At 59.9% G+C, this 24,605-nt stretch carries 22 protein-coding genes and 2 pseudogenes; 14 read left to right on the top strand and 10 right to left on the bottom strand.

Features of this window, described 5'->3' with window-relative positions:
- Positions 1-210 precede the first annotated feature (210 nt).
- The gene (locus DMY87_RS14365; protein ID WP_110792328.1) at positions 211-492 is read left to right on the top strand and encodes a ribbon-helix-helix domain-containing protein; all 282 of its coding nucleotides are present in this window, start codon (positions 211-213) and stop codon (positions 490-492) included.
- On the top strand, positions 482-799 hold the full coding sequence (locus tag DMY87_RS14360; RefSeq protein ID WP_110792327.1) for a type II toxin-antitoxin system RelE/ParE family toxin: 318 nt from the start codon (positions 482-484) through the stop codon (positions 797-799). The genes DMY87_RS14365 and DMY87_RS14360 overlap by 11 nt, the downstream gene beginning before the upstream one ends.
- Positions 800-948: 149 nt before the next feature.
- On the opposite strand, the gene rhaI is transcribed toward DMY87_RS14360, so the two are convergent.
- Together rhaI and DMY87_RS14350 are read right to left on the bottom strand one after the other, a co-directional pair.
- Positions 949-2,241, bottom strand: a complete 1,293-nt coding sequence (gene rhaI / locus DMY87_RS14355) for an L-rhamnose catabolism isomerase (RefSeq protein WP_110792326.1) — start codon at positions 2,239-2,241, stop codon at positions 949-951.
- A 168-nt stretch (positions 2,242-2,409) separates the two neighbouring features.
- Complete coding sequence (locus tag DMY87_RS14350) at positions 2,410-4,506, bottom strand: bifunctional rhamnulose-1-phosphate aldolase/short-chain dehydrogenase (RefSeq protein WP_110792325.1); 2,097 nt, start codon at positions 4,504-4,506, stop codon at positions 2,410-2,412.
- Between the two features lie 201 nt (positions 4,507-4,707).
- Here DMY87_RS14350 and DMY87_RS14345 point away from each other — a divergent pair, with 201 nt between their 5' ends.
- The 8 genes and pseudogenes from DMY87_RS14345 to DMY87_RS24640 form a co-directional block, all read left to right on the top strand.
- Positions 4,708-5,520: a DeoR/GlpR family DNA-binding transcription regulator gene (locus DMY87_RS14345; RefSeq protein ID WP_110792324.1), complete on the top strand. Its 813-nt coding sequence runs from the start codon at positions 4,708-4,710 to the stop codon at positions 5,518-5,520.
- A 50-nt stretch (positions 5,521-5,570) separates the two neighbouring features.
- Positions 5,571-6,566, top strand: a complete 996-nt coding sequence (gene rhaS, locus DMY87_RS14340) for a rhamnose ABC transporter substrate-binding protein (protein ID WP_110792323.1) — start codon at positions 5,571-5,573, stop codon at positions 6,564-6,566.
- 61 nt (positions 6,567-6,627) lie between these two features.
- The gene (locus DMY87_RS14335; protein WP_110792322.1) at positions 6,628-8,163 is read left to right on the top strand and encodes a sugar ABC transporter ATP-binding protein; all 1,536 of its coding nucleotides are present in this window, start codon (positions 6,628-6,630) and stop codon (positions 8,161-8,163) included.
- Positions 8,164-8,172: 9 nt separating this feature from the next.
- Positions 8,173-9,165 (top strand): ABC transporter permease, encoded by a 993-nt coding sequence (locus tag DMY87_RS14330; protein WP_110792321.1) that lies wholly within the window; start codon positions 8,173-8,175, stop codon positions 9,163-9,165.
- Positions 9,162-10,172, top strand: a complete 1,011-nt coding sequence (locus DMY87_RS14325; RefSeq protein WP_110792320.1) for an ABC transporter permease — start codon at positions 9,162-9,164, stop codon at positions 10,170-10,172. Before DMY87_RS14330 ends, DMY87_RS14325 begins: the two co-directional genes overlap by 4 nt.
- On the top strand, positions 10,169-10,492 hold the full coding sequence (gene rhaM, locus DMY87_RS14320) for an L-rhamnose mutarotase (RefSeq protein WP_110792319.1): 324 nt from the start codon (positions 10,169-10,171) through the stop codon (positions 10,490-10,492). The genes DMY87_RS14325 and rhaM overlap by 4 nt, the downstream gene beginning before the upstream one ends.
- The gene (locus DMY87_RS14315; RefSeq protein WP_110792318.1) at positions 10,489-11,874 is read left to right on the top strand and encodes an FGGY-family carbohydrate kinase; all 1,386 of its coding nucleotides are present in this window, start codon (positions 10,489-10,491) and stop codon (positions 11,872-11,874) included. Before rhaM ends, DMY87_RS14315 begins: the two co-directional genes overlap by 4 nt.
- Positions 11,875-12,264: 390 nt before the next feature.
- Positions 12,265-12,603 (top strand): annotated as a pseudogene (locus DMY87_RS24640) (ABC transporter substrate-binding protein); the annotation flags it as partial.
- A gap of 231 nt (positions 12,604-12,834) precedes the next feature.
- Here the strand turns inward: DMY87_RS24640 and DMY87_RS14305 are convergent.
- The 5 genes from DMY87_RS14305 to DMY87_RS14285 form a co-directional block, all read right to left on the bottom strand.
- Entirely contained in the window at positions 12,835-13,815 is a 981-nt protein-coding gene (locus DMY87_RS14305; protein WP_110792316.1) for an ABC transporter ATP-binding protein, read from the bottom strand.
- Positions 13,816-13,819: 4 nt separating this feature from the next.
- Positions 13,820-14,644, bottom strand: a complete 825-nt coding sequence (locus DMY87_RS14300) for a carbohydrate ABC transporter permease (RefSeq protein ID WP_110792315.1) — start codon at positions 14,642-14,644, stop codon at positions 13,820-13,822.
- Positions 14,641-15,504 (bottom strand): carbohydrate ABC transporter permease, encoded by an 864-nt coding sequence (locus DMY87_RS14295; RefSeq protein WP_110792314.1) that lies wholly within the window; start codon positions 15,502-15,504, stop codon positions 14,641-14,643. The genes DMY87_RS14300 and DMY87_RS14295 overlap by 4 nt, the downstream gene beginning before the upstream one ends.
- A gap of 65 nt (positions 15,505-15,569) precedes the next feature.
- Positions 15,570-16,844, bottom strand: a complete 1,275-nt coding sequence (locus tag DMY87_RS14290) for an ABC transporter substrate-binding protein (RefSeq protein ID WP_110792313.1) — start codon at positions 16,842-16,844, stop codon at positions 15,570-15,572.
- 64 nt (positions 16,845-16,908) lie between these two features.
- Positions 16,909-19,167 (bottom strand): alpha-L-rhamnosidase, encoded by a 2,259-nt coding sequence (locus DMY87_RS14285; protein WP_110792312.1) that lies wholly within the window; start codon positions 19,165-19,167, stop codon positions 16,909-16,911.
- A 215-nt stretch (positions 19,168-19,382) separates the two neighbouring features.
- On the opposite strand from DMY87_RS14285, the gene DMY87_RS14280 reads away from it, so the two are divergent.
- Positions 19,383-20,408 (top strand): LacI family DNA-binding transcriptional regulator, encoded by a 1,026-nt coding sequence (locus DMY87_RS14280; protein WP_110792311.1) that lies wholly within the window; start codon positions 19,383-19,385, stop codon positions 20,406-20,408.
- Positions 20,409-20,530: 122 nt separating this feature from the next.
- On the opposite strand, the gene DMY87_RS14275 is transcribed toward DMY87_RS14280, so the two are convergent.
- Both DMY87_RS14275 and DMY87_RS14270 read right to left on the bottom strand, forming a co-directional pair.
- Positions 20,531-20,818: an EVE domain-containing protein gene (locus tag DMY87_RS14275; RefSeq protein WP_110792310.1), complete on the bottom strand. Its 288-nt coding sequence runs from the start codon at positions 20,816-20,818 to the stop codon at positions 20,531-20,533.
- A 159-nt stretch (positions 20,819-20,977) separates the two neighbouring features.
- Complete coding sequence (locus DMY87_RS14270; protein WP_110792309.1) at positions 20,978-21,427, bottom strand: MarR family winged helix-turn-helix transcriptional regulator; 450 nt, start codon at positions 21,425-21,427, stop codon at positions 20,978-20,980.
- A gap of 55 nt (positions 21,428-21,482) precedes the next feature.
- Here DMY87_RS14270 and DMY87_RS14265 point away from each other — a divergent pair, with 55 nt between their 5' ends.
- From DMY87_RS14265 to DMY87_RS14255, 3 genes and pseudogenes are all read left to right on the top strand, one after another.
- Positions 21,483-21,851, top strand: a complete 369-nt coding sequence (locus tag DMY87_RS14265; protein WP_110792308.1) for a VOC family protein — start codon at positions 21,483-21,485, stop codon at positions 21,849-21,851.
- Between the two features lie 58 nt (positions 21,852-21,909).
- On the top strand, positions 21,910-22,806 hold the full coding sequence (locus DMY87_RS14260; protein WP_110792307.1) for an SDR family oxidoreductase: 897 nt from the start codon (positions 21,910-21,912) through the stop codon (positions 22,804-22,806).
- A gap of 56 nt (positions 22,807-22,862) precedes the next feature.
- Positions 22,863-23,002: pseudogene (locus tag DMY87_RS14255) on the top strand (IS6 family transposase); the annotation flags it as partial.
- A gap of 503 nt (positions 23,003-23,505) precedes the next feature.
- Here DMY87_RS14255 and DMY87_RS14250 read toward each other — a convergent pair.
- Entirely contained in the window at positions 23,506-24,579 is a 1,074-nt protein-coding gene (locus tag DMY87_RS14250; protein WP_110792306.1) for a D-alanine--D-alanine ligase family protein, read from the bottom strand.
- Between the last annotated feature and the right edge of the window lie 26 nt (positions 24,580-24,605).

Genomic DNA, 24,605 nt, shown 5'->3' with positions numbered 1-24,605 from the left:
AGTGGCGGATGCGTCGCTCAGCCGATTGGAGGCAGATGCGCAAAGTATCAACGCCCGTCTACGACACTGCCTGTTGTCTCCGCCTTGAAGGGAATCGAACCCGCGGCATGTAACTTTAATCCCCGTCAAGCCATCTCCGCCCATCAACCATATTGTCACTTTGGGCCTTTGGTGGTAAAAATTGCTACCAAATGCCTTCGGAGGTCGCCTATGCCAAATGTTGAAAAGGTCAGCGTTTCAATGACACCCCAACACGCCGAGTTATTGCGTGACGCTGTGAACAGTGGCGCTTATGCCAGCGGAAGCGAAGTTGTTCGCGAAGCCATGCGCGACTGGTCGACCAAATGGATGCAAAAGCGCGAAGATATCGGCAAGTTGCGTGCGATGTGGGAAGAAGGCAAGGGTAGCGGCCCTGCGGTCGAGGTGGATTTTGATGCGGTGTTGGATGAAGCACGCCAGGAAATAGTGTCTGCAGCTCCCCATGCCCGCTAAGCTCTTTTGGACCCCAAAGGCGCGCGTCGACGTTAAGAGCATCTATATCAAAATGCGGGAAGAGCAGCCGCGCAGCTCGGATCGGTACTTCGCCAATATTCGCCGTAAGGTAGAATTGCTGATCGAGCACCCGCGCTTAGGCGAGCGTCACCCGGAAGTATTCCGAACGGCTCGAATGTTGGTCGAAGCGCCATATGTGATCCTCTACGAGATAAGGCCTGACACCGATGACGGCCCTATTGATACCGTCGAGATCGTCCGAGTGGTGGACGGACGCCGTGACCTCTCGGCGCTGTATAAGACCTGAAGGAATGATGGCAAAGTACCGAACGCCTTAGCTGGAGCTGACCTGCGGCGCGTCCAGAAGATTTAGCTTCGTCAATTATTTAGCTGCTCCGTGCGGCGTATGCAGAATTATGGATCTCACGCTGAGAGAGACCTAATGGCCCAACAACCTCAAACGATGCCGCCGGAACCGCCCTTTACGGCGGGGCGTTCTGCGGCGACCCTCGCGCGATAGCCGCTGGCGCGATAGGTGGCAACCGGGTTGATCGCACCACCAGCCCGACGACGGGCCTCCGCCAGGATCGGCTCGACGTCGGTGCGATAGGCGCGCTTCAGCGTATCTGTCGCCATCAGCGCGTCATTCCCGGACTGGTAACCTTCGAGCGCTGCGCGATCCACCAGAAGCGCCTGCGCATAGGCACGGCGGATCTCGTTGGCGCTTGCAATCAGGCTCTCGATCGGGTCCGTCACGTTGTGACTCTGGTCGATCATATGCGCCGGGTGGAAGCCCTTCACGCCACGATGCTCGGCATCAACCAACTCGTTGAAGACGAGGAAGAGGCGGTAGGGTTCGACCGAACCGGCATCCAGATCGTCATCCCCATATTTCGAGTCGTTGAAGTGGAAGCCGCCGAGCTTGCCGAACTGGATCAGGCGCGCGACGATCATTTCGATATTCGTATTCGGCGCATGATGCCCGAGGTCGACGAGGCAGAAGGCCTTATCACCAAGCGTCTGGGCGATCAGATAGTTTGTGCCCCAGTCCTGCACGACCGTCGAATAGAAAGCCGGCTCATACATCTTGTGTTCGGAGAACAGCCGCCAGTCATCCGGCAGCGCCTTGTAGATGTCGCGCATCGCTTCGAGATAACGCTCGAACTGGCGGGTGAAGTTGCTCTGCCCCGGGAAGTTCGAACCGTCACCGATCCACACCGTCAGCGCCTTGGAGCCGAGTGCGGCACCAAGTTCGATGCATTCGATATTGTGCTCGACGGCCTGACGACGGGTTGCTGCGTCCACATGGCTCAGCGAACCGAACTTGTAGGAATGCGCCTGATCAGCGCCATCCGAGAAGGTGTTCGAGTTCATCGCGTCGAAGCCGAGGCCCAGCGCATCGGCCTTGGCCCTGAGCTCCTTCGGATCGGCCTTGTCCCACGGGATATGCAGCGAGACCGTCGGCGTGGCACGCGTCAGCTGCTGGATCACGCCGCAGTCGTCGAGCTTGTCGAAGATGTGTCGCGGCTCACCGAGACCGGGGAAGCGCGCAAAACGCGTGCCGCCTGTGCCCACCCCCCAGGAAGGAACCGCAACGGAAAACTCCGCGACCTTGGCCGTCACGGCCTCGATGTCGATCGACTGGCGGGAAAGCTTGGCGCCCAGCGCCTCATAGTCGCTCTGATGGGCGCTCTGACGACGCTCGTTTTCTGCCGCGATGACATCTGCGGCGATCCGGGTCTCGTTCATTTGATCCTCCTTCGCGCATGAAGAACCTTGCTTCAGCGCATCTGTCGCATTTCAGGGGACATCATGCGAGAGGCGCAACGCCCCTCTCCTCCACACCCCATTTCACCCAATCGCCCGGCAGAGCGGCTGACAGCCTCGCGGCGAAACCGCCGCGAGGCTCTTGGGAGGTCAGCGGGTGAAACTCTGCGCGTTGCCGGCATCGACATTGATGATGTTGCCGGTCGACTTGGCCGAAAGATCGGACGCCAGGAAGTAGATGGCTTCCGCGATGTCTTCCGGGAAAACATTCAGCTTCAGCATCGAGCGGTTACGGTAGTGCTCCTCGAGATCAGTGACTTCGATCTTCGAGGAGGCCGCACGCTGTTCGCGCCACTCGCCGTTCCAGATCTTCGAGCCGCGCAGAACTGCATCCGGATTGACCGTGTTCACCCGGATGCCGGCATCGGCGCCCTCGAGCGCCAGGCAGCGGGCGAGATGGATCTCGGCAGCCTTGGCCGTGCAATAGGCAGACGCATTCGGCGACGAGGCAAGACCGTTCTTCGAGGCAACGAAGACGACGTTGCCGCCAAGCTTCTGGCGACGGAACAAGCGGAAAGCCTCACGGGAAACTAGGAAATAGCCGGTGGCCAGAATGCTGATATTCTTGTCCCACATGGCAAGCGTCGTGTCTTCGACCGGAGCCGAAGAGGCAATCCCGGCATTCGACACGAGGATATCGACGCCACCGAATTCCACGCAGGCTTCGGCGAAGGAGCGGATAACCGCATCCTCGCGCGTCACGTCGAGCTGGACGGAGCGGACCACATCCGCGCCATGTCTCTTCGAGAAGTCGGCGACGGTCTGCTCCAGTGCCGCCGCGTCGATATCGGCCAGCACCACGCAGGCACCTTCCGCCATCAGACGGTCTGCCGTTGCCCGACCAATACCGCCTGCGCCGCCGGTCACGAAGGCAACCCGGCCGGCAAGGCTCTTCGGCTTCGGCATGCGCTGCAACTTGGCCTCTTCGAGCAGCCAGTATTCGATGTCGAAAGCTTCCTGCTCCGGCAGACCCTGATATTCGGAAACCGTCGAGGCGCCGCGCATGACGTTGATCGCATTGACGTAGAATTCACCGGCAATGCGGGCCGTCGCCTTGTCCTTGGCAAATGACAGCATGCCAACGCCGGGAACCAGGAAGATCACGGGGTTCGGATCGCGGATCGCAGGCGAATTGTCGTGTTTGCAGGTCTCGTAGTAGCGCGTGTAGTCGGCGCGATAGGCTTCGAGCGCCTTGTCGAGGCCGGCAAGAACCGCATCGACATCCGGCTTTGCCGGATCGAAATCGACGATCAGCGGCCGGATCTTGGTACGCAGGAAATGGTCGGGGCAGGACGTGCCGAGGCTGCCGAGCGGCTGCAGGTTCTTCGAATTGACGAATTCGAGCACGGCATCCTGATCGTCGAAATGGCCGAGCTTGCGCTCTGCCTTGCCGATGCGACCGCGAATCTCTGGCATCAGTCTTGCAACGATCGCGCGACGCTCGTCTGCCGGCAGGCTCTTTGCGACGGCACCGCCGAAGATCGTCTTGCCTTCCGTCTCCTTCGCAAACCACGCGATCGCCTTGTTGATGATCTCGAGCGTCAACAAGTAGCAGTCCTTGGCATCATCTGCCCAGGTGAACAGGCCATGGCTTTCGAGAACCACGCCCTTGGCGTTGGGATTGGCCTTTACGAAGGCTTCGAGGTCGAGGCCGAGCTGGAAGCCCGGACGCCGCCAGGGCAGCCAGCCGATCTCCGAGCCGAAGATCTTCTGCGTCAATTCCTTCGAATTCTTCGAGGCCGCAATCGCGATGATCGCATCCGGATGCATGTGATCGACATGCGCGAAGGATACGAAACCATGCAGCGGCGTATCGATGGAAGCAGCACGCGGATTGAGGTTGAAGGTGCAGTGCGGCAGGAAGCCGACCATACGGTCTTCGTCGTGGACGCCCTGATAGATGCCCTTCAGCGCCTCAAGCTTCTCCTGATAGAGCGTCGCAAAGCCATCGAGCTTGATCGTTCCGACGTCGCCGCCTGAGCCCTTGACCCAGAGAACTTTGACCGCCTGTCCCGTCAGCGGATCGATTTCCATCACCTTGGCAGAGGTGTTGCCGCCGCCGTAATTGGTGATGCGCTTGTCGGCACCCAGGAGATTGGAACGGTAAAGAAGCTTGCCGGGCTCATCCAGCTTGGCCGCGTAGGCATCATCCCAACGGTTTTCGAGAAGGCGGGTTTGGCCCGTCATGACATCCTCCCTGCATTGATTTTCATGAGCGGTCAGCGACGGCTCATCTCATTCTTGTTCGCAGGTATCGCGCAGCCATCCCGCGATTGTCAATCAGTTTCGATCATTTCTTTTCATTGTGCGATGCAATATAATTATTTTTGATCGCTTCTGATTGACAGCGTAAAAACATTACGAATAAATCACCGTCGGGAGGACCCCATGCACGAACGCGAACGCCATCGCATTATTCTGAGCGCGATCCAGGAAAAGCCTGTGATCACGGTGCAGGATATTGCCGAGCTGACCGAGGCTTCAGAAGCCACGATCCGCAGGGACATCGCGTCTCTTCACGTGCAGGGAAAGCTGAGGCGCGTCCGCGGTGGCGCCGAGGCTGTCCATCCACCGCAGCTCGGCAATCTCGCCGCCCGCCCTTTCCGCGTCTCCGAATCGGTCAACATCGACAAGAAACGCGCAATTGCGCGCGCAGCGGTCGATCTCTGCGAAGAAGGTGATTCAATCATCATCAATGGCGGCACCACCACCTTCCAGATGGTGCATTTCATGTCGGCCCGCCGCCTGCAGGTGATGACCAATTCCTTCGCCATTGCCGAACACCTGGTGAAGCACTCGAAATGCACGGTTTCGGTTCCGGGCGGCGCTATCTATCGCGACCAGAGCCTGATCCTGTCGCCTTTCGACAATGACGCGATCCGCAATTTCTACGCCCGCCGCATTTTTATCGGCGCGCAGGGCATCAACGCACTCGGCGTGATGGAGTCCGACGCACTCGTCATCCAGAGCGAACAGAAGCTGGTACGCCAGGCCGAAGAGCTAATCGTGATGGTAGATTCCAGCAAGTTCGCCAAGCGTTCGAGCCTGATCCTGTGTTCGCTCGACAAGGTCTCGACGATCATCACCGATGACGGAATTTCCGACGAGGCGGCCACGATGGTCACCGACGCCGGCGTAAGACTCATGACCGTGAAGCCGATGGCTTCTTCGGCAAGGGAGGATACCTCGTCGGTCGCCTAGGGTGGCGCCGGGAGGGAGAGTAAAGCAGTTCATCAACCTGGGAGGAAAATATGAAACTGACAAAAATGTTGCTGGCCGGTGCAGCGATTGCACTCGCAACCATGGGCTCGGCCGCACAGGCCGCCGACATGAAGATCGCGCTCGTGGTCAAGTCGCTCGGCATCGGCTTCTTTGAAGCTGCCAACAAGGGCGCGCAGGAAGCAGCCAAGGAACTCGGCGGTGTGGAAGTGATCTACACCGGCCCGACCTCGACCACGGCCGAAGGCCAGATCGAAGTCATCAACTCGCTGATCGCCCAGGGCGTTGACGCCATCGCGATTTCGGCAAACGATCCGGATGCAGTTGTCCCGGCCCTCAAGAAGGCCATGGACCGCGGCATCAAGGTCATCTCCTGGGATTCGGGCGTAGCGCCTGAAGGCCGCATCATGCACCTCAACCCGTCGTCCAACGCGCTGATCGGCAAGATGTGCCTGCAGCTCGCCGCCAACCACCTGCCTGATGGCAAGGGTGACTTCGCGATCCTGTCCGCCACCACCACCTCGACCAACCAGAACATCTGGATCGAGGAAATGAAGGCACAGCTGAAGGACTTCCCTGGCCTCAATCTCGCGACCACCGTCTACGGTGACGACCTGGCCGACAAGAGCTATCGCGAAGCCAATGGTCTTTTGACCTCGCAGCCAAACGTCAAGGTCATCGTCGCTCCGACGACCGTCGGCGTTCTCGCAGCGTCTCAGGCCGTGAAGGATGCCGGCAAGATCGGCGACGTCTATGTCACCGGCCTCGGTCTGCCGTCCGAAATGGCGGGCGCGATCAAGTCCGGCGCGACGAAGGAATTCGCCATCTGGAACCCGATCGACCTCGGCTACTCCGCAACCCAGATCGCTTATCGTATCGTCAAGGGCGAAACCGATGCGGCTCCGGGTTCGGAAATCGAAGCCGGCCGCATGGGCAAGATCAAGGTTGGCGACAACGGCGAAGCCGCGATGGCAGATCCCTTCGTCTACAATGCCTCGAACGTCGAGGAATTCGCCAAGATCTTCTGATCATGGCAGACCAGACCCGGCGGCCCTTGCCGCCGGGATTCCCCTTCAGTCGGTAAGTAAGATGATGACCGTTCAATCTGCCAAGCTCGCGGCGGGCGCGATCCCCGCTGGCGAGCCCATCCTCGAAATGCGGGGCATTTCCCAGATCTTCCCGGGCGTTAAAGCCCTGGATCGGGTCGATATCGCCCTCTATCCGGGCAAGGTGACCGCGCTGATCGGCGAGAACGGCGCAGGTAAATCGACGCTCGTCAAGATCCTGACGGGCATCTATCGCCCGAACGAAGGCGAAATCCTGATCGACGGCAAGCCTACCACCTTCGCCAATGCCCAGGACGCCATCGACGCCGGCGTCACCGCCATCCATCAGGAAACGGTGCTGTTCGACGAGCTCACCGTCGGCGAAAACATCTTCCTCGGCCATGCGCCGCGCACGCGCTTCGGCCTCATTGACTGGCGTACCATCAACGAGCGATCCCGGCAGCTGATGAAAGCGCTGGAAAGCGACATCGACCCGACCACGAAGCTCAAGGACTTCTCGATCGCCCAGCGCCATCTGGTCGCGATCGCCCGCGCACTCTCCGTTGATGCCCGCATCGTCATCATGGACGAACCGACGGCAGCCTTGTCGCGCAAGGAAATCGACGATCTCTTCCGCATCGTCGAGGGCCTGAAACGCCAGGGCAAGGCGATCCTCTTTATCAGCCACAAGTTCGACGAACTCTACGAGATCGCCGACAACTACGCCGTTTTCCGCGATGGCCGCATGGTCGGCTCCGGCGTTCTAAAGGACACGCCCCAGGACGAGATCGTGCGGCAGATGGTCGGTCGCGACGTCCACGACGTCTTCCCGAAGATCGAGGCCGTGATCGGCGCGCCTGTCCTCAGTGTCGTCAGCTACAGCCACGAAACCGAATTCCGAGATATCAGCTTCACCTTGCGCAAGGGCGAGATCCTCGGCGTCTACGGCCTGATCGGTGCCGGCCGCTCGGAACTCTGCCAGTCGATCTTCGGCATTAACAGGCCGAAATCCGGCAGGTTGGAACTCGAAGGTCGCGAGATCGCCATTCGCAACACCTCCGATGCGATCACAGCCGGCATCGTCTATGTGCCCGAGGAACGTGGTCGCCACGGCCTGGCGCTGGAACTGCCGATCTACCAGAACATGTCGCTGCCCTCGCTGATCCGCACCTCAGTTGCAGGCTTCCTGAAGGCGACAAATGAATTGAAGCTTGCGCGCCGCTTTGCCGAACGGCTCGATCTGCGCGCGGCGGCTCTTTCGGTGCCGGTCGGCACGCTCTCGGGCGGCAACCAGCAGAAGGTCGTGATCGGCAAGTGGCTCGCCACCTCGCCCAAGGTCATCATTCTCGACGAACCGACCAAGGGCATCGACATCGGCTCCAAGGCCGCCGTCCATGCCTTCATCTCGGAACTCGCAAGCGAAGGCCTTTCGATCATCATGATCTCGTCCGAACTGCCCGAAATCCTCGGTATGTCGGATCGCGTCATGGTCATGCGCGAGGGCCTGCAGGCCGGTATCTTCGAGCGCGAAGGCCTGACCGCAGAGACGCTGGTGCGCGCCGCCACCGGCAATGCGTGAGGAACGACAATGCAAAACCTTCTGAAAAACCGGGAAATGCTGCTGGCTCTGATCATCATCGGCATGATCCTCGGCTTCACCACCCGCGCGCCCAATTTTGCCAACCCGGACAATCTGGTCACGATCTTCAACGACACCTCAATCCTGATCATCCTGGCGCTTGGCCAGATGGTCGTGATCCTCACCAAGTCGATTGACCTGTCGGTTGCCGCCAATCTTGCCTTTACCGGTATGGCCGTCGCGATGCTCGACAGCGCCTTTCCGGGCCTGCCGCTGGCACTCCTCGTGCTCCTCGCGATCGGCATTGGTGCAGCGCTGGGCGCCATCAACGGCTTCCTCGTCTGGGCGCTGCAAATCCCGCCGATCGTCGTGACGCTCGGCACGCTCACCATCTATCGCGGCATGAGCTTCGTGCTCTCCGGCGGCGCCTGGGTCAATGCACACCAGATGCAGCCGGACTTTCTCGGCGTGCCGCGCCTGCCGGTGCTGGGGCTGCCAATCCTCTCCTGGGTCGCGATCGCGGTCATCCTGCTCATCGGCTTCATTCTTGCCCGAACCGCCTTCGGTCGCTCGACCTATGCCGCAGGCGGCAACCCGGTCGCTGCCATCTATGCCGGCATTGATGTCGGTCGCGCCCGCTTCCTGGCCTTCGTGCTTTCGGGCGCGCTGGCCGGCCTCTCCGGTTACCTCTGGGTGTCGCGTTACGCCGTCGCCTATGTCGACATCGCCGCCGGCTTCGAACTCGACAGCGTGGCAGCCTGCGTCATCGGCGGCATCTCGATTGCAGGTGGCATCGGCACCGTGATCGGCACGGTCTTGGGTGCGCTCTTCCTCGGGGTCATCAAGAATGCGCTGCCCGTCATCGGCATTTCGCCCTTCGCCCAGATGGCGATCTCGGGCATCGTCATCGTGCTCGCCGTCGTCTTCAACGCCCGCGCCGAGGCCAAGAAGGGCCGCATCATCCTGCGCGACCGGGCAGCGGGAAAGGAGGCGACCGCATGAGCACTGCAGCCGAACAGACAAAGCGCGTCATCCCCGACCGTCTCGAAACGCCCTTCCGCCGACTGCTTGGCAGCTGGGAGGTTCTGCTCTTCTGCGTGGCGGTGCTGATCTTCATCGCCAATTCGTTTGCCTCGCCCTACTTCCTGAATGCCTGGAACCTGTCGGACGCCACCTTCAACTTCACGGAAAAGGCGCTGATCGCCTTTGCCATGGCGCTTCTGATCATCGCCGGAGAGATCGACCTCTCGGTTGCCGCGATCATCGCGCTCGCATCGACGGCGATGGGTTACGCCGCACAGCTCGGCGTCGGCGCGCCGGGTCTGGTCGCGATCGGGATCACCACCGGCCTTGCCTGCGGCGCCTTCAACGGCCTGCTGGTTGCCGGCCTGAAGCTCCCCTCGATCGTCGTGACCATCGGCACCATGAGCCTCTTCCGCGGCATCTCCTACATCACGCTCGGCGACCAGGCCTTTGGCAAATATCCCGCCGATTTTGCCTATTTCGGTCAGGGATATGTCGTGTGGGTCTTCTCCTTCGAATTCGTCCTCTTCCTGGTCATGGCGTGCCTCTTCGCCATCCTGCTGCATCGGACGAATTTCGGACGCCATGTCTACGTCATCGGCAACAATCCGCATGCCGCACGTTTCTCCGGTATTCCGGTCGAGCGAGTGAAGTTCATCCTTTTCGTTCTGACCGGCCTGATGAGCGGTATCGCCGCCGTCTGCCTCACCTCGCGCCTCGGCTCGACCCGTCCCTCGATCGCTCAAGGCTGGGAGCTTGAAGTCGTCACCATGGTCGTACTTGGCGGCGTTTCCATCCTCGGCGGTTCGGGCACCATCGTCGGCGTCGTCATCGCCGCTTTCGTCATGGGCCTCGTCACCTTCGGCCTTGGCCTTCTCAACGTGCCGGGCATCGTCATGTCGATCTTCATCGGCCTTCTCCTGATCATCACCATTGCCCTGCCGATCGTCGCCCGCCGGATCAAGCATGCGAGGAACGCGCAATGAGCGAGACCGAACGCCACGTCTTCAAGATGAAGCTCAATCCCGGCATGGAGGCCGAATACAAAAAGCGCCATGGCGAGATCTGGCCTGACCTCGTTGACCTGCTGCATGATGCCGGCATCAGCGACTACACGATCCATCTTGATCCCGAGACGAACCTTTTGATCGGCGTTCTCACGCGCACGAAGACGCACAAGATGGCCGACCTTCCGTCCCATCCGGTGATGAAGCGCTGGTGGGCACATATGGCCGACATCATGGCAACCAACCCCGACAATTCACCCTGGTCAGTCGATCTGAAACCCGTCTTTCATATGCCATGAGCCAGTCCTTCGAACGCATCGCCGTGATCGACATCGGCAAGACGAATGCCAAGGTGGTCGTTGTCGACACCGCAACTGGTACCGAAATCGCCGTTCGCAAGACCGCAAACGCAGTTGTCTCCGGCTCACCCTATCCACATTTCGACACCGACCGGCTCTGGTCGTTCATCCTGCAGTCGCTGTCGGATTATGCGCGACAGCCGGGCTTCGACGCCTTGTCGATCACGACCCACGGGGCAAGTGCTGCCCTCCTCGACGAGACGGGAGCGCTGGCCATGCCGGTGCTGGACTATGAGCATCTGTATCCGGCAGAGGTGATCAGCACCTACGATGCTTTGCACCCCGACTTTTCTGACACTTTCTCGCCAAGGCTTACCGGCGGGCTCAATCTCGGCGCCCAATTGCACTATCAGCGTACCTGCTTCCCCGCAGGCTTCTCTCGAGTCAGGACAATCATCACCTATCCGCAATACTGGGCCCTGCGCCTCACGGGGGTCGCGGCAAACGAAAAGACATCGCTCGGTTGCCATACCGATCTCTGGCTGCCTTTCTCCGACGGATTTTCACCTCTGGTCGAAAAGCTGGGCCTCTCGGAAAAAATGGCGCTGGTCCGCTCAGCCTTCGACGTCCTCGGCGAGATTCGCGCGGATGTCGCCCGCCAGATCGGATTGTCGAAACCTGTCCCGGTCTATTGTGGCATCCACGATTCCAATGCCTCGCTTCTACCCCATCTCGTCGATCGCAAAGAGCCTTGCACCGTCGTGTCGACCGGCACCTGGGTCATCTGTTTTGCGCCAGGCGGACAACCCTCCAAACTCGATCCAGCCCGCGACACGCTCGTCAATGTCGATGCCTTCGGCACGCCTGTGCCTTCTGCCCGCTATATGGGCGGCCGCGAGTGGGAGCTGACCACCAGCCATCTCCCTCCGACAAGCCCGGAGGCCGAATGGGCCGCGCTGGACGCGGTCATAGCGTACCAGAAGATGCTTTTGCCCAGCGCAGTGAAAGGGTCTGGTCCCTTCCCGATGGCTCAGGGAAAATGGATCGCGGAGCCGGACGACGCCGCGGGGTGTCGCGCTGCAGCCAGCCTCTACCAAGCCTTGATGACCGCGACCTGCCTAGAGATGATCGATTCCAAGGGAGAGATCATCGTCGAAGGCCCATTCGCAACGAACCAGATCTTCCTCGCCGGTATCCGCAGCCTGACCAAGCGGACCGTCCTGGCCTCCGCATCCCAAACCGGCACCGCTCTTGGTGCTGCGATTCTCGCAGGGATGCGGCCTGAACATTCAATGCGTCGAATTGAGCAATCTATTCCATATCTCATTGAATATGCTGAAGCGTGGCGAAGTCGAATCCCGCTGACCTATTCTCATGGTTGACCGCTTTTACAAGTGCGACCAGTTCATGTTCTGGACCTTTGGACTGGTGCACACTCACGAGCGCTTGGTCCGCCACGGTTTTGCCCAGTCTTGAGTTCCCTCAGCGGTCTTAGGTTTACCGTATTCGGGGCGTTAGCGGGGTGTTGCGATGCGACCACAGCATCAGATGGAGGAGCGAAAGCCGTGACGGGCAGCCGCTTCATCATCTGCGGTCAGGGCGATCTTGGGCTGCGTGGATCGATGTTGGCCGATAACCCCGGCCTTGCCTCACTCGGACATACTCAGGTCCTCATGACATAATCCATGAAAGCGCGGTCAGACACGGGGCTTAGAAGGTCACCACAAGGAGGCCGGTCTTGATCCCGATATCCGGCGTCCGGCGGGCCTAGCATCGCGGCAACCCCACCCCTTGTAGCTGATGCGCAGTCGGACTTAGGCGTTGATCGACTTCTGACTATCGTAGACGCCGCGTCGCAGGGTACCGATCTTGAAAGCCGCTCCGGCATCCTTTCTCTTCCCGAGAAGCAGATCGAAAAGGCGAGTGACATCATCGGGAAGAGGAGTGGCTTCGGGGGCAGCGCAAAAGCGTTCATTTACGCCCCTTTGCAAATCAATGGCCTCCCGCTCGACTACACGCCTGTGCTGGTGGGCTTTGATCCTTCGCCGCTCTTAGAGGGCGCTTGTGACGCTTTTGTCTGCTTTGTCACCCACCAGCCTATCGCCTTGACGCTCAAACGTATCCCGTGGCGTCTGCGGACCAGGAGCATCGTGTCCAAAGCGAGATCCGAAACGATACGCCGCAACCAGGCATTATCCGTCTCCGGTTCCTGCAGGCGGCGATGTGATCGCCCTTCAGGCCGCCATCATCGGCTAACAAGCCATAGTTCAATAAGGATCACTTTCGAGGGCAAGGCCATGGGATCAGTTGGCGATTATAGCGGCCAACTTGGGTCTTCAGAACTAAAAGAAACGGTGTTCCTTGCCGCTCATCGGCGACGCGTGAACAACCCCTCCCGACACGATCTCGAAATCACCCGGCACGCGGGCGACGATCTGCTTCAGCGTGGGGTGATCGAGGTAGACGACAGTGTCTGCGCCCAGCCGCTCGATATGGCGGACCTGGCCCTGCCATTTGCCCTCGCTCTTTGACAACGCAAGATGCTCGGGGCGAATGCCGTAGGTGGTGCAACCTTCTGCGGCGGCGACCTCGCCATCGTAGAGGTTCATTTTCGGCGATCCGATAAAGCCAGCGACGAAGGGGCTGACAGGGTTGTTGTAGAGGTCCATCGGCGGGCCGACCTGTTCGATGCGTCCAGCATTCAGGACGACGATCTTGTCGGCCATGGTCATCGCCTCGACCTGGTCGTGGGTGACGTAGATCATGGTCGCGCCAAGTTTGGCGTGAAGGTCGGTCAGTTCCATGCGCATTTGCGAACGCAGGGCCGCGTCCAAGTTGGAAAGTGGTTCGTCGAAGAGGAAAACCTTGGGATTGCGGATGATCGCACGCCCGATCGCGACGCGCTGGCGCTGCCCGCCTGACAGAGCCTTCGGCTTGCGGTCGAGGAGATGGGTGAGCTGCAGGCTTTCCGCAGTCTTTTCGACCTTCTCGGCGATCTCGCTCTTCGGACGACCTGCGAGCGACAGGCCGAAGCCGATATTCTCCCGCACCGTCAGATGCGGATAAAGCGCATAGGACTGGAAGACCATGGCGACGCCACGTTTTGACGGCTCGGCATGGGTCACGTCCTCGCCGTCGATCACGATCTGGCCCGAACTCGACGTTTCCAGCCCCGAAATCATCCGGAGCAGGGTGGACTTGCCGCAGCCGGAAGGGCCGACGAAGACGCAGAACTCGCCCGTCTCCACCGTCAGATCGATGCCCTTGATGACCTCGAAGCTGCCGAAGCTCTTGCGGATGTCCTTGAGAACGACACTGGTCATGCGACTATCCTTTGACGGCACCGGCGGTCATGCCGGCCACGATCTGTCGGTTGAAGAAGATGTAGACGATAAGCGGTGGGATGGTGACCAGCAGAATGTTCATGAAGAGCAGATTGAACTGCGTCTGGAACTGGCCCTGGAAGTTATAGAGGGTGAGCTGCACCGTCACGTTTTCGCGGCCCGGCAGGTAGTAGAGCGGATTGGTGAAGTCGTTGAAGATCGTGATCGACTGAACGACGATGACGGTCACGGTCACCGGCTTCAAGAGCGGCAGGATCACCCGGAAGAAGATCTGCAAGGGCGTTGCCCCGTCGATCAGCGCCGCCTCATCGAGATCACGCGGGATCGCCGCGATGAAGCTTCGAAACAGGAGAACCGAGAAGGCCAGCCCATAGGCAACCTGAATGAAGATCATGCCGGTGATCGTCTTGAAGAGACCGATGGACTGCAGCACCCAAATTGTCGGCACCACTGCCGGCGGGATCATCAGACCGGCCAGCACAAAGCCGTAGATCACCTTGTTCCAGCGCGACGGACGGCGCTGCAGGACATAGCCGACCATGGCGCCGAAGAGCACGAGCAGTGTCACCGCAAAGACCGTGATGACGGTCGAATTGAAGTAAGCGAGCAGCAGCAGATAGTTGCGGGTCTCCAACACCTGCAGGAAATTCTCCCACAATTGCCATTCAACAGGCCAGGTGAATGTCAGCCGCGAGGCGTCCTGACGGTTTTTTGCTGCCGTCAGGAAAATGAAGACGAAGGGCAGGATGAAGATGATGGACGCAAGGGCGAGCGATACGATCCCCGTGGAGAGCTGACGACGGGTCATAGATCCACCTCCCGACGATTGAACCACGCTGTGAGCGGCAGGATGATCAGCGCAATCAACAGGAAGAGGATGACGTTACCCGCCGTTGAGAGACCATAGAAGCCGGCCTGGTATTGCTTGTATATGACGCTTGCCAGCACATCCGACGAGAAGCCCGGGCCGCCCCGTGTCATGGCCCAGATCAGATCGAAGCTGCGAAGGCCGCCGATGAGAGACAGCGTCACCACGGTGACCGTTGCCGGGCGCACCAGGGGCACCGTGACGCGAAAGAACATCTGTGTGCGGGTAGCGCCGTCGATCCGTGCAGCCTCGTAGTAGTCCTGGCTGATCGTTGCGAGACCGGCAATATAGATCAGCGTCGCAAGACCGACCCCTTTCCAGAGATCGACAAGGATGACCGAATAGAGCGCCAGCGAAGGATCGGTTAGCCAGCCGGGACCTGGAAGCCCGAGAGCATTCAACGCCACATTGACCATGCCATTCGTCGGATGCATGAGCACCGCGAAGGTTATCCCGATGCCGATGGTCGACACGAGGACGGGAAAGAAGACGACGGTTCTCAGAAACCCCTGAGCCCATATTCCCGATGTCAAAAGCACGGCGAGCAACAAGCCAAGGACGGATTTGGCGGCTGACGTTGCGACCGCATAGATCAGCGTGTTGACGGTACCCTGGATCAGAAAAGGCTCGCGCAGAAACTGACGGTAATTGTCGAGACCGATGAACTCAGCCGAGAACAGGTCCCACCGCGTCAGACTGAACCAGAAGGACGCGAACGTAGGCACCAGAAACAGCACCGTGAAGACGATCGCTGCCGGCAGCACAAACCAGTAGGGATAAGGCGATTTCTGCGTAACCATATCTTTTCTCCGATACAGACCCCGCCCGGACCTGGGAGACCGGACGGGGTTCGACTGGCGACAGGTTACCAGTTGGGCAGGCCGAGTTGCTTGGCCTGCTTTTCGACATCCTGGTCATAAAGCGCGGCCGCCTCCGACGCAGGACGTATACCGGATCCGACTTCCACGGTAATCTGTTCCAGAGCCGGGCCCTTGACCGGCGAGAGGAATTCGAGCGCAGGCGAAGTGCCGCCTTCGGCTTCGAAATAGGGCAGCATATCCTTGACCGCCTGTGGAACATCTGCCGGAAGCTGGCAGTCCTTGATCAGATACGGACCCGAGGGAACGGCCTTCGCCATCAGTTCGCAGGCTTCCTTGGAGGCAACCCAATCGAGGAATTTCTTGGCCTCTTCACCATGCTCGGCGCTGGAGGGACTGTAAAGCGCAGACGGCATCCAGACGGTCAGGCCGTTCTTCGCAGCATCATCGCCAGGCTGGGCGAAGAAGCCAAGATCACCCAGATTGTCCGGATAGTTTTGGGCGACATTGCCGATCCCGAAGGTCAGCATCGGATAATGAGCCGCCTCCCCCGTTGCCACCATACGCATGCCGTCATCGAACTTGGCAGCCCCGAAATCGGCATTGAACAAGCCGGCCTTGCCTGCCTGCTCAAGGCGTTCGAAACCCTTGGCCGCCGCAGGTGTCGTCGCAAATTTCGCCTTGTTCTCGGTGAAGTCCTTGGCGAAACTCGGGGCTGCCGCATTGACGTTGTAGTAGTCGGCCAGCACGAAGAGCTGGGACGTCCAAGTGTCGCCATAGGTCTGAGCGATGCCGACTTTACCGGCCGCCTTGACCTTCTCGCTGTTGGCGATGAAATCGGCCCAGGTCTTTGGCACTTCCAGCCCGAGTTCTGCGTAGATCTTCCTGTTGTAGAAGATGCCACCGCCCATGGCAGGACCGAAGGGTACACCGCGCACGCTGCCATCCGCCGCGCTGACCACCGGCTTGAAGTTCTCGGAGATATTTCCTGCGTTCGAAAGACCTGAGAGATCGGCCAGCGTGTTCTCCGGCTTCAGCGCCTGAAAGAGTGATCCCGCGTTGTATTGAAAAATGTCAGCCATCTCGCCCGTCGCAAGTCGCGTCTTAACGATATTGTCTCCCTCGGCGCCTCCTGCGCGGTTCTCAATGTCGAAACTGATGTCAGGCCGCTTCTCACTGTAAGCCTTGGTCAAGACATCCAGGAAAACCACGGTTTCTGGATTGGTGTCAGCCAGGATGCTGAGCGTGACGTCGGCATGGGCGGCACTCGCCAGAAGACTGGCTAGCGATGCGGCCAGTATTGTTCTTGCAGTCATTCTCATGGTCGTTTCCTCCTCTATTGACCACTTGATCATTTACTGACCGCGGGCAGCGCCTGCGGCCATATCAGATGCTGAACGTGATGATGTGCTCGCCCGCTTTGAGGCTGATATTCATCTGGCGTTCAACAGACTGTCCATTGACCGAGACGTTGCTGCGAATGCTCGATGCCTTCAGCGATGCGGCGACCCCTTGTGGGAGTACGACGCGATAGGTCACCTGGTCTCCCTCCAGGCTCCACTCCACCTCGATCCTGCCCTGCTTCACATCGTGCCAAGCCTTGACGGGCGACAGCGCGGGCAAAATTGCCGGGTCCAGCTCAAGATGTGAAAAACCTGCCCCCTCAGCCGTCAGCTTCAAGCCCGCGACGTCTTCAAACAGCCATTGGCAGACGGCGCCATAGGCATAATGGTTGTAGCTGTTCATGTCCGGATCGTAGATCGAGCCGTCCTCGGCGATCGCGTCCCAGCGCTCCCAGATGGAAGTCGCGCCCCTCTCGACCTGATAGAGCCAGCCCGGCACCTTTCGGTTCAGGAATACCTTTTCAGCAAGATCGAGCATGCCGAGGCGCGTGAGCGCCGGGAGCAGTGCGGGCGTACCGATAAAGCCTGTGCCGATCACGCCATCGGTCTCCTCGACCACGCGGCGGAAATAGACCTTACCTGCGTCCTTGTAGTCATCCGGGACCAGATCGTAGAGGAAGGCCAGCGCCCAGGATGTCTGGTCGTTATGCGCGATCCGACCGGAGGGCGCAAAGAACTCCGTGCGGAAGGCGGCGCGGATCTGCTGCACCCGCTCGTCGAGCCGGCGTGCTTCGTCATCGCGGCCGAGAATGCGGGCGATACGTGCGGTCAACTGTGTCGAGATGAAATGGTAGAGCGTGGCGGCACAATCGTCAGCGACGGTCGGTCGCGGCTTACGGTTATCGCCGACGGGCTGGAGCCAGTCACCAAAGGTGAAGCCGTGATCGCCCCACTCGGCCGGCGGGCGGATGATCGGGCCGTTGGAAATACCCCAGAGATAGTCGAGCCATTTGATCATGGCCGGGAAGCACTCCGCCAGGACTTCCCTGTTGCCGTAATGCATGTAGAGCTGCCAGGGGATGATGACGATTGCATCGCCCCAACCGGTCGATCCAGCCCAGTCGCCGCGCTCGTCGATCGGATGCAGCCGCGTCGGGTCGGGCGAGAAGTGCGGAACCGCACCATTCTCCCGCTGGTCATGCATGACGTCACGCAGATACTTGATGAGGAAGCGTTCGCTGTCGGCGAGCCAGCAGGCCGTTCCGGCGAAGACTTGTGCGTCTCCCGTCCAGCCGAGGCGTTCATCGCGCTGCGGGCAGTCCGTCGGGATCTCGATGAAGTTCGAACGCTGTGACCAGATGGTGTTTTCAACAAGCCGATTGACCGCGGCAACACCTGTGGTGATTCCACCGGTAGCGACCGGTACCGAGCTGATCGGCACCATCTCAATGGATAGGAGGCTGACGTCTCCTTCAAGCGTTACCCGGGCATAACGAAAGCCCATGAAGGTGAAGAGCGGGGCATAGGTTTCCTCGCCCTCGCCAGACAGGATGTAACGCAGCTCGGCGCGGGCGCTGCGATAGTTCCGGTTGTCGAAGGCCTTGTCCGGTCCGAGGATTTCGGAGTGCTCGACGCGGATAGACGCGCCCGGCTTTCCGCTGACGCGGAACCGGATGTACGCACCGGCATTCTGACCGAAATCATAGAGGCGTCTGCCTTCGGCATCCTGCCACTGCTCGATCGGCGCGAGCGGTGCGAGTTCCTTCACCGCATCCGCCTCGTGCGGCACGAGCAGGCCCTTGTCAAACTCGAGTATGTCTATGCCGGCTTCGGCGCGAGGTATAATCCGGGCATCATAATCTTCGCCGAAATAGATACCGTTGCGCGTCACCGGGGAGAAACCGCTCTTCCAGCTCGCATCGGTGACCAGCAGTGCTGCGCCGTCAGCCTCGATTTCGGCGATGGCCGCAACGCGATCTCCCCAGCAATTGAAGATGGGGTTGGAGGCCCAGAGAAGCTGGCTGCGATACCAGCCATCGCCAAGCCAGATCTCGATCCTGTTTTCGCCGACATGAAGAAGCTCGGAGACCTCGTAGGCCTGATAGGCGATTCGGTCGTCATAGCAGGTCCAGCCGGGCGTCAGCAGATCATCACCGACGCGCTCGCCATTGATAAAGGCGCGGTAGAGGCCGAGCGCAGAAATTCTCAAAGTTGCCGTCGAAGGGAGGCTATCCACCTGCCAGGATGTCTGCACAAAGGCGCCGGCCGTCCCCTGCCCCTTGTCAATCTCGGGCGCAATCATCTCAGCCTGCGCAAATGGCTGACGACCGGATGACATAATTGAGCCTGCCAGAGAGGGCCTGTCCATGGTGTCTCTACTCCCGCCGACGCATGCACATCAGGCCGCACCGGTCATTGTGTGTATCGTTCTATGTATATCATTCTACAAAGTCGTTTGCCGCGCAAGCGCTTTTTGCATATAGTAAATGCACGGATCATGCGTAGACAGGATTACCTATGGAAAAACAGAAGCTTGGCCCACCGACGGATCGCGTGACGATCCGCCATGTCGCCGAGCATGCGGGCGTTTCGGTCGCCGCCGTGTCCAAGGTTCTCCGCAATGCCTACGGTGTGTCAGAGGCACTGCGGACCAAGGTCGAAAACGCCATCGACCTTTTGAAGTATCGTCCCTCCACAGCAGCGCGCGCCATGCGTGGCCGGACGTACACCGTTGGCATCCTTGTCGTGGAACTGACCAACCCGTTCGTCCCGGTGCTGCTGGAAGGGATCGACGCAGGTCTGGCGGAGGCGAATTACAAGGCTATGGTCGGCGTCGGCCGCGCGGCCTCCAAGCTTGAGACATCGATGATCGAGTCGATGATCGACACCAGGATGGATGGCTTGGTCCTGATCGGGCCGCAGATCTCGGGAAGCGTGGTGGCGCATTATGCGAAACAGATCCCCATCGTCGCCATTGCCCATCACGAACCCCAGGCGACCTTATACGACACGGTCAATTCGGACGATTTCGCAGGGGCACAGATGGCCGTCGAAGCGCTGGCATCGCGGGGTTACAGCGACATCGCCATGTTGAGCTACGACCGCTCCGACAGCCCCAGTTCGGTCGTCGCGGTGCAGCGCGAGGCGGGGTACAAGGCGGCCATGGCTGCGATCGGCTTGGAAGACAAGACACGGATCATCCGCCATCCCCATCCGAGCGAACCAAGGGCAAAGGAACTGGCTGCCCTCCTTGCTTCAAAAGACAGGCCGCGCGCAATCTTCGCGTGGTCCGATCTCGATGCAATCCCTCTGCTCGCAGCCTGCCACGAGGCGGGCGTGGAGGTCCCTGGCTCCCTCGCCGTCATCGGCTATGACGACTGTTCGCTCGCTGGACAGCCAGCCGTCAGCCTGTCCAGCGTCAACCAAGATCCAATGGAGCTCGGTGTGCGCGCGTGTGAACTCCTTCTCAGCCGTATCGAGGGGCGTGAAGAGGCTCAGCATTCGGCGGTACCGCCGAGGGTTGTTCTGCGCCGTAGCGTGTGAGTTTCGCGGAGCCGCGAGCGTGAGAGAAGCGGGACGGGCTATCTTGTCAGCGTCTTTTGCCTACCACCAAATCCGTAACCTGCAGTTCGGAATGGTTCTTCGCAGCAAATGTCGGCGCGATGTTAGTCTCGTAAAGGCTCAAACTTCCTGAGAACGCCCATCGCTTCCGCGATCAGTCTCATGTCTTCTTCATCAAGTCTGCGCTTAGGCCCACGCATTGCCATGCCCCCCCAATGGATGCCATGATCACGAGTCAGTCTGAGCCTGTCCAGAAGCGGGCTGATCGGAGCGTACTCGGCGTTCTTCAGGTATTCCACATCAACCCGATATGGATTGAAGTTCATCGTCTGCTCGGCCCGATAAGGTGCATCCGATGTCACACGGCCGATGGAAGTGAACGCCTTCACCACCTCGCCTTCTCCGATTCCCTCGCGGGGAGTAGCAGGCAAACCAATCGCCCTTTTTCAGAGACTTCACCGCGATATGCTTGCCGTGCCCAAGCTGTGCAAAGCCTCCATAGCGTCCTCCGCGGACATGGTGGCCGATGCGATACCCACCAACGCCATGGCTCAGTCCCCCTCAAGCGCATCAGCACAGCGTCGCAGAAGGTCTCCCAGCAGCTTCACCTCCTCGTCGGTCAGGTCGGCGAGCATCTGCCGCTCGACAGTCTCGGCCGCGATCGTGCCGGCCTGTGCTGCCGCTTTACCTTTTTCCGTCAGTTCCGTCATGATGATCCGCCCGTGTTCGGGATGCGGCGTGCGCACAATGAACCCGTCTCGCTCGAGCGTCACAAGCATGCCCTGCATGGACTGCGGCGTCACGAAGGCAGCGCGTGCCAGGGAAGCATTAGAAATCTGCGGGTTGTTGCCGATGGCAAGCAGCACAGCGTTCTGCGCCGCGGAGACGCCCGTTGCGGCCAGTTCCACCTCCAACCGCTGCCGCAGACGATGTTGCACGATTTTCAAACTGTAGCCGATCCAGACCTCTCCGCTAGAAGGGTCAATTTTACGCGTTGACATATCAGGTTCCTGATATTAAATGTAAGGAACCTGATAATATAACGGAGCATTCAAAATGACAACACCGATCGGACCATCCTTCATCGCGTTGCAGGTTCGTGACCTCGCAATCTCCGTGGCGTTCTACAAGGACGTGTTCGGCTTCACCGCAGCAGACCGAAACCCGCCGGGCGCGGTCGTTTTCACCACCAGGCCGATTGCTCTGGCACTGCGCGAACCTCTACGGCCACTGCCTGAAAACGGCCCCTTGGGAACCGGCATGGTGTTATGGGTTGCCTGCGACGACGCGAACGCCTTCCACGACCTGATCGCCGAGCGCGGTGGGAAGATCCTGAGCCCGCTGAGCGATGGCCCGTTCGGCAGATTTTTCGTGGCCAGCGATCCCGATGGTTACGCCATCACCTTTCACACTGCACAACGCTAAGCGCGAGAAAACACCCTCATTCAGACTGTTCTGACGACGTAGAAGGATATTGATTGCAATGACGTATCACACTCAGCCCAGGCTGTTCGTTACCGGATCGACCGGCGAGCTTGGACGCCTCGTTATCGAGGAGCTATTAAATCGGGTGCCGGCCAACAGCATCGTGGCGGGCGTCCGGTCGCCCGATCATGAGATGGCGAAGCATTTCAGCGCGCGCGGCGTCGAGATCCGCGTTGCCGATTATTCCCGCCCCGAAAGCTTGTCATCAGCATTTGAAGGTATCGATCGGCTGCTGATGATCTCATCTACCGCGGGAGCCAACCGGGTTGCCCAGCATCACAACGTCATCAATGCCGCAAAGGCGGCCAATGTCGGCCTGGTTGCCTATACGAGCTTGCTTCATGCCGACCAAGCGACGTCCGGCCTCGGCGAAGATCATATCCTTACCGAAGCGGCGTTGCGGACCTCGGGTCTGCCGTTCGTTCTCCTCCGTCACGGCTGGTATGTGGAGAACCACACGCTTTCCGTGCCGCCGGCACTTCAATATGGTGCAGTGATTGGCAGCGCGGGACTGGGGCGCTTTTCGTCGGCCACACGCGCTGACTATGCAGCGGCGGATTCTGTCGTTCTGACCTTGGATGGTCAGGAGGGGCGAGTTTATGAGCTGGCCGGCGACGAGAGCTACGACCTGGCCGACCTGGCAAACACAATCGCCTCAGCGGCGGGCAGACCAGTCACCTATCAGGATATGCCCAAGGCAAAGTTCAAGCAGGCACTTATCGGCATGGGACTTCCAGATAGCCTGGCCGAACTGATTGCGGAGTCGGACGTCGCCGCATCCAGGCGTGAACTGGAAGACCATGGCCGCCAGTTGCGGGCATTGCTCGGCCGTCCCACGACACCTTACCGAGAGGCTATCGAAGCGGTGGGGCGTGTCGCAAACTTTTCTGTTTAACGACCTGTGACCACGACCGTCGAAATTCCGCTCCCGATGTAGCGTAGCTATAAGACATCGAGAGCGAACACTTTCGGGTGACGAAAAACATGCCCAAGATCGGCTGCTTCCAATCAGTCAATACAGCACGCGGAAAAGGCTTTGGCTTCTTCGGCGAGTGACCGTCAATGATCAGAATGATCTGCTCGGGCGCCTCTCGTCTCCCGCTCTGAAGGGAGTCGAATCGCGGACCAAGAAGAGCAGATCGGAGCTTGGCATCGCGCAACTGGCGCGGTGCACGAAGCCGGAGCCATTTTGTTCGCCTGACGCTGGCATGCCGGTCGCGTCTCGCATACCAAGTTTCACAGCGGTGAACGTTCAGCCGCGCCGTTCGCACTCGGCGCCGAAGCGGACGCCTATACGTCATCTGGCCCGGACCCCACTCCCATTCCCCGCGCGCTCTTGGCCGATGAAGTTACGGGCGCGGTGTTGTCGGCTACCGGGAAGTAGTTCAGAACGCGATAACTTCGATGTGGTCGAACGGCCAAACTGGGGGACAGATCACCAGGCTCAAACCGGTCAAGCGGCAAAACTACGAGCGCGGGAAACTTGATTTTTTCGACGCAACGATTGTCATGGCGCCGTGATGTCAGCTGGATTGCCACAGACCCCGTTTGGACTCCGATTACCCCAAATGCCGGGTCCTTATTCCATCCCAAATCACACCCTGAGGCCAGCGCGCGCAAGACCGTGCTCGACGAGCCGGTCGACTATCGCAGGGTAGCTGATGCCGCTTGCCGCCATCGCCTTCGAATACATACTGATATCAGTGAATCCCGGAATAGTGTTCACCTCGTTGATCAGGAAGCTCATGTCCTCGGTCAGGAAGAAGTCGACGCGCGCCATTCCGTCGCAACCGAGCGCCCGGAAGGCAAGCGCTGCGGTCTCGCGGATCTTCGCCTCGACGTCTGCCGGAAGCTCCGCCGGAACCTTCAGCGCTGCGCCATGCTCGTCGATATATTTCGCATCGTAGCTATAGAAGCCGTGGCTTTCGGCCGGGATGATCTCGCCGGGACGGGACACGAACAACCCGCCCCTGGTGTCCTCGAGCACGCTGCACTCGATCTCGCGGCCGCGGATGAACTCTTCAGCAAGCAACTTGCGGTCATACTTGAACGCTTCCGCGAGCGCCGGCCCAAAATCCTGGCTGCTGCAGACCTTGCTCACGCCGACGGAAGACCCCTGACATGCCGGCTTGATGAACAGCGGCAATCCCAACGCGCTCTCAAGCGTGTGGAAGGACGGCGCCCGATCCGCATGCACGGTCACAGCCCGCGCTACCGGCAGCCCTGCCGCTCGCAGCAGCTGCTTGGCGATATCCTTGTCGAGCGCTGTTGCCGAACCCAGGATGCCGCAACCGACGAGCGGTACGCGGGCCACGTCCGCTTGCCCCTGTACCGAGCCGTCCTCACCAAAAATGCCGTGTAGAACGGGGAAGAGAACATCGATCTTCCCGGCATCGCTCATCCGACCGCCGTCAATCGCGATCATTCGCCCGCGCCCGCCGGGCACCAGCGCGATTTCGGTGCCGCTTTCCGGCCTGGCGAGCACGCCGTTCTCGAAGCGGCTACGCAGCCATTCGCCTTCCCGCGTCACGAAGATCGGCACGGCCTCGTATTTTGAAGGCTCCAGCGCCCCGATCACATTCGTCGCCGACATGATGGAGACGTCGTGTTCAGCCGAGCGGCCACCGAAGAGAACGGCGATGCGCAGCTTGCCGCGGGAAGATGTCATGAAGCCTCCAAAAGGACTTGGTGTCG

It is taken from the genome of Peteryoungia wuzhouensis (genome assembly GCF_003205195.1).
Lineage (GTDB): Bacteria > Pseudomonadota > Alphaproteobacteria > Rhizobiales > Rhizobiaceae > Allorhizobium > Allorhizobium wuzhouense.
The sequence above is the reverse complement of the archived record's forward strand: the minus strand, read 5'-3'. Positions and strand labels throughout refer to the sequence as shown.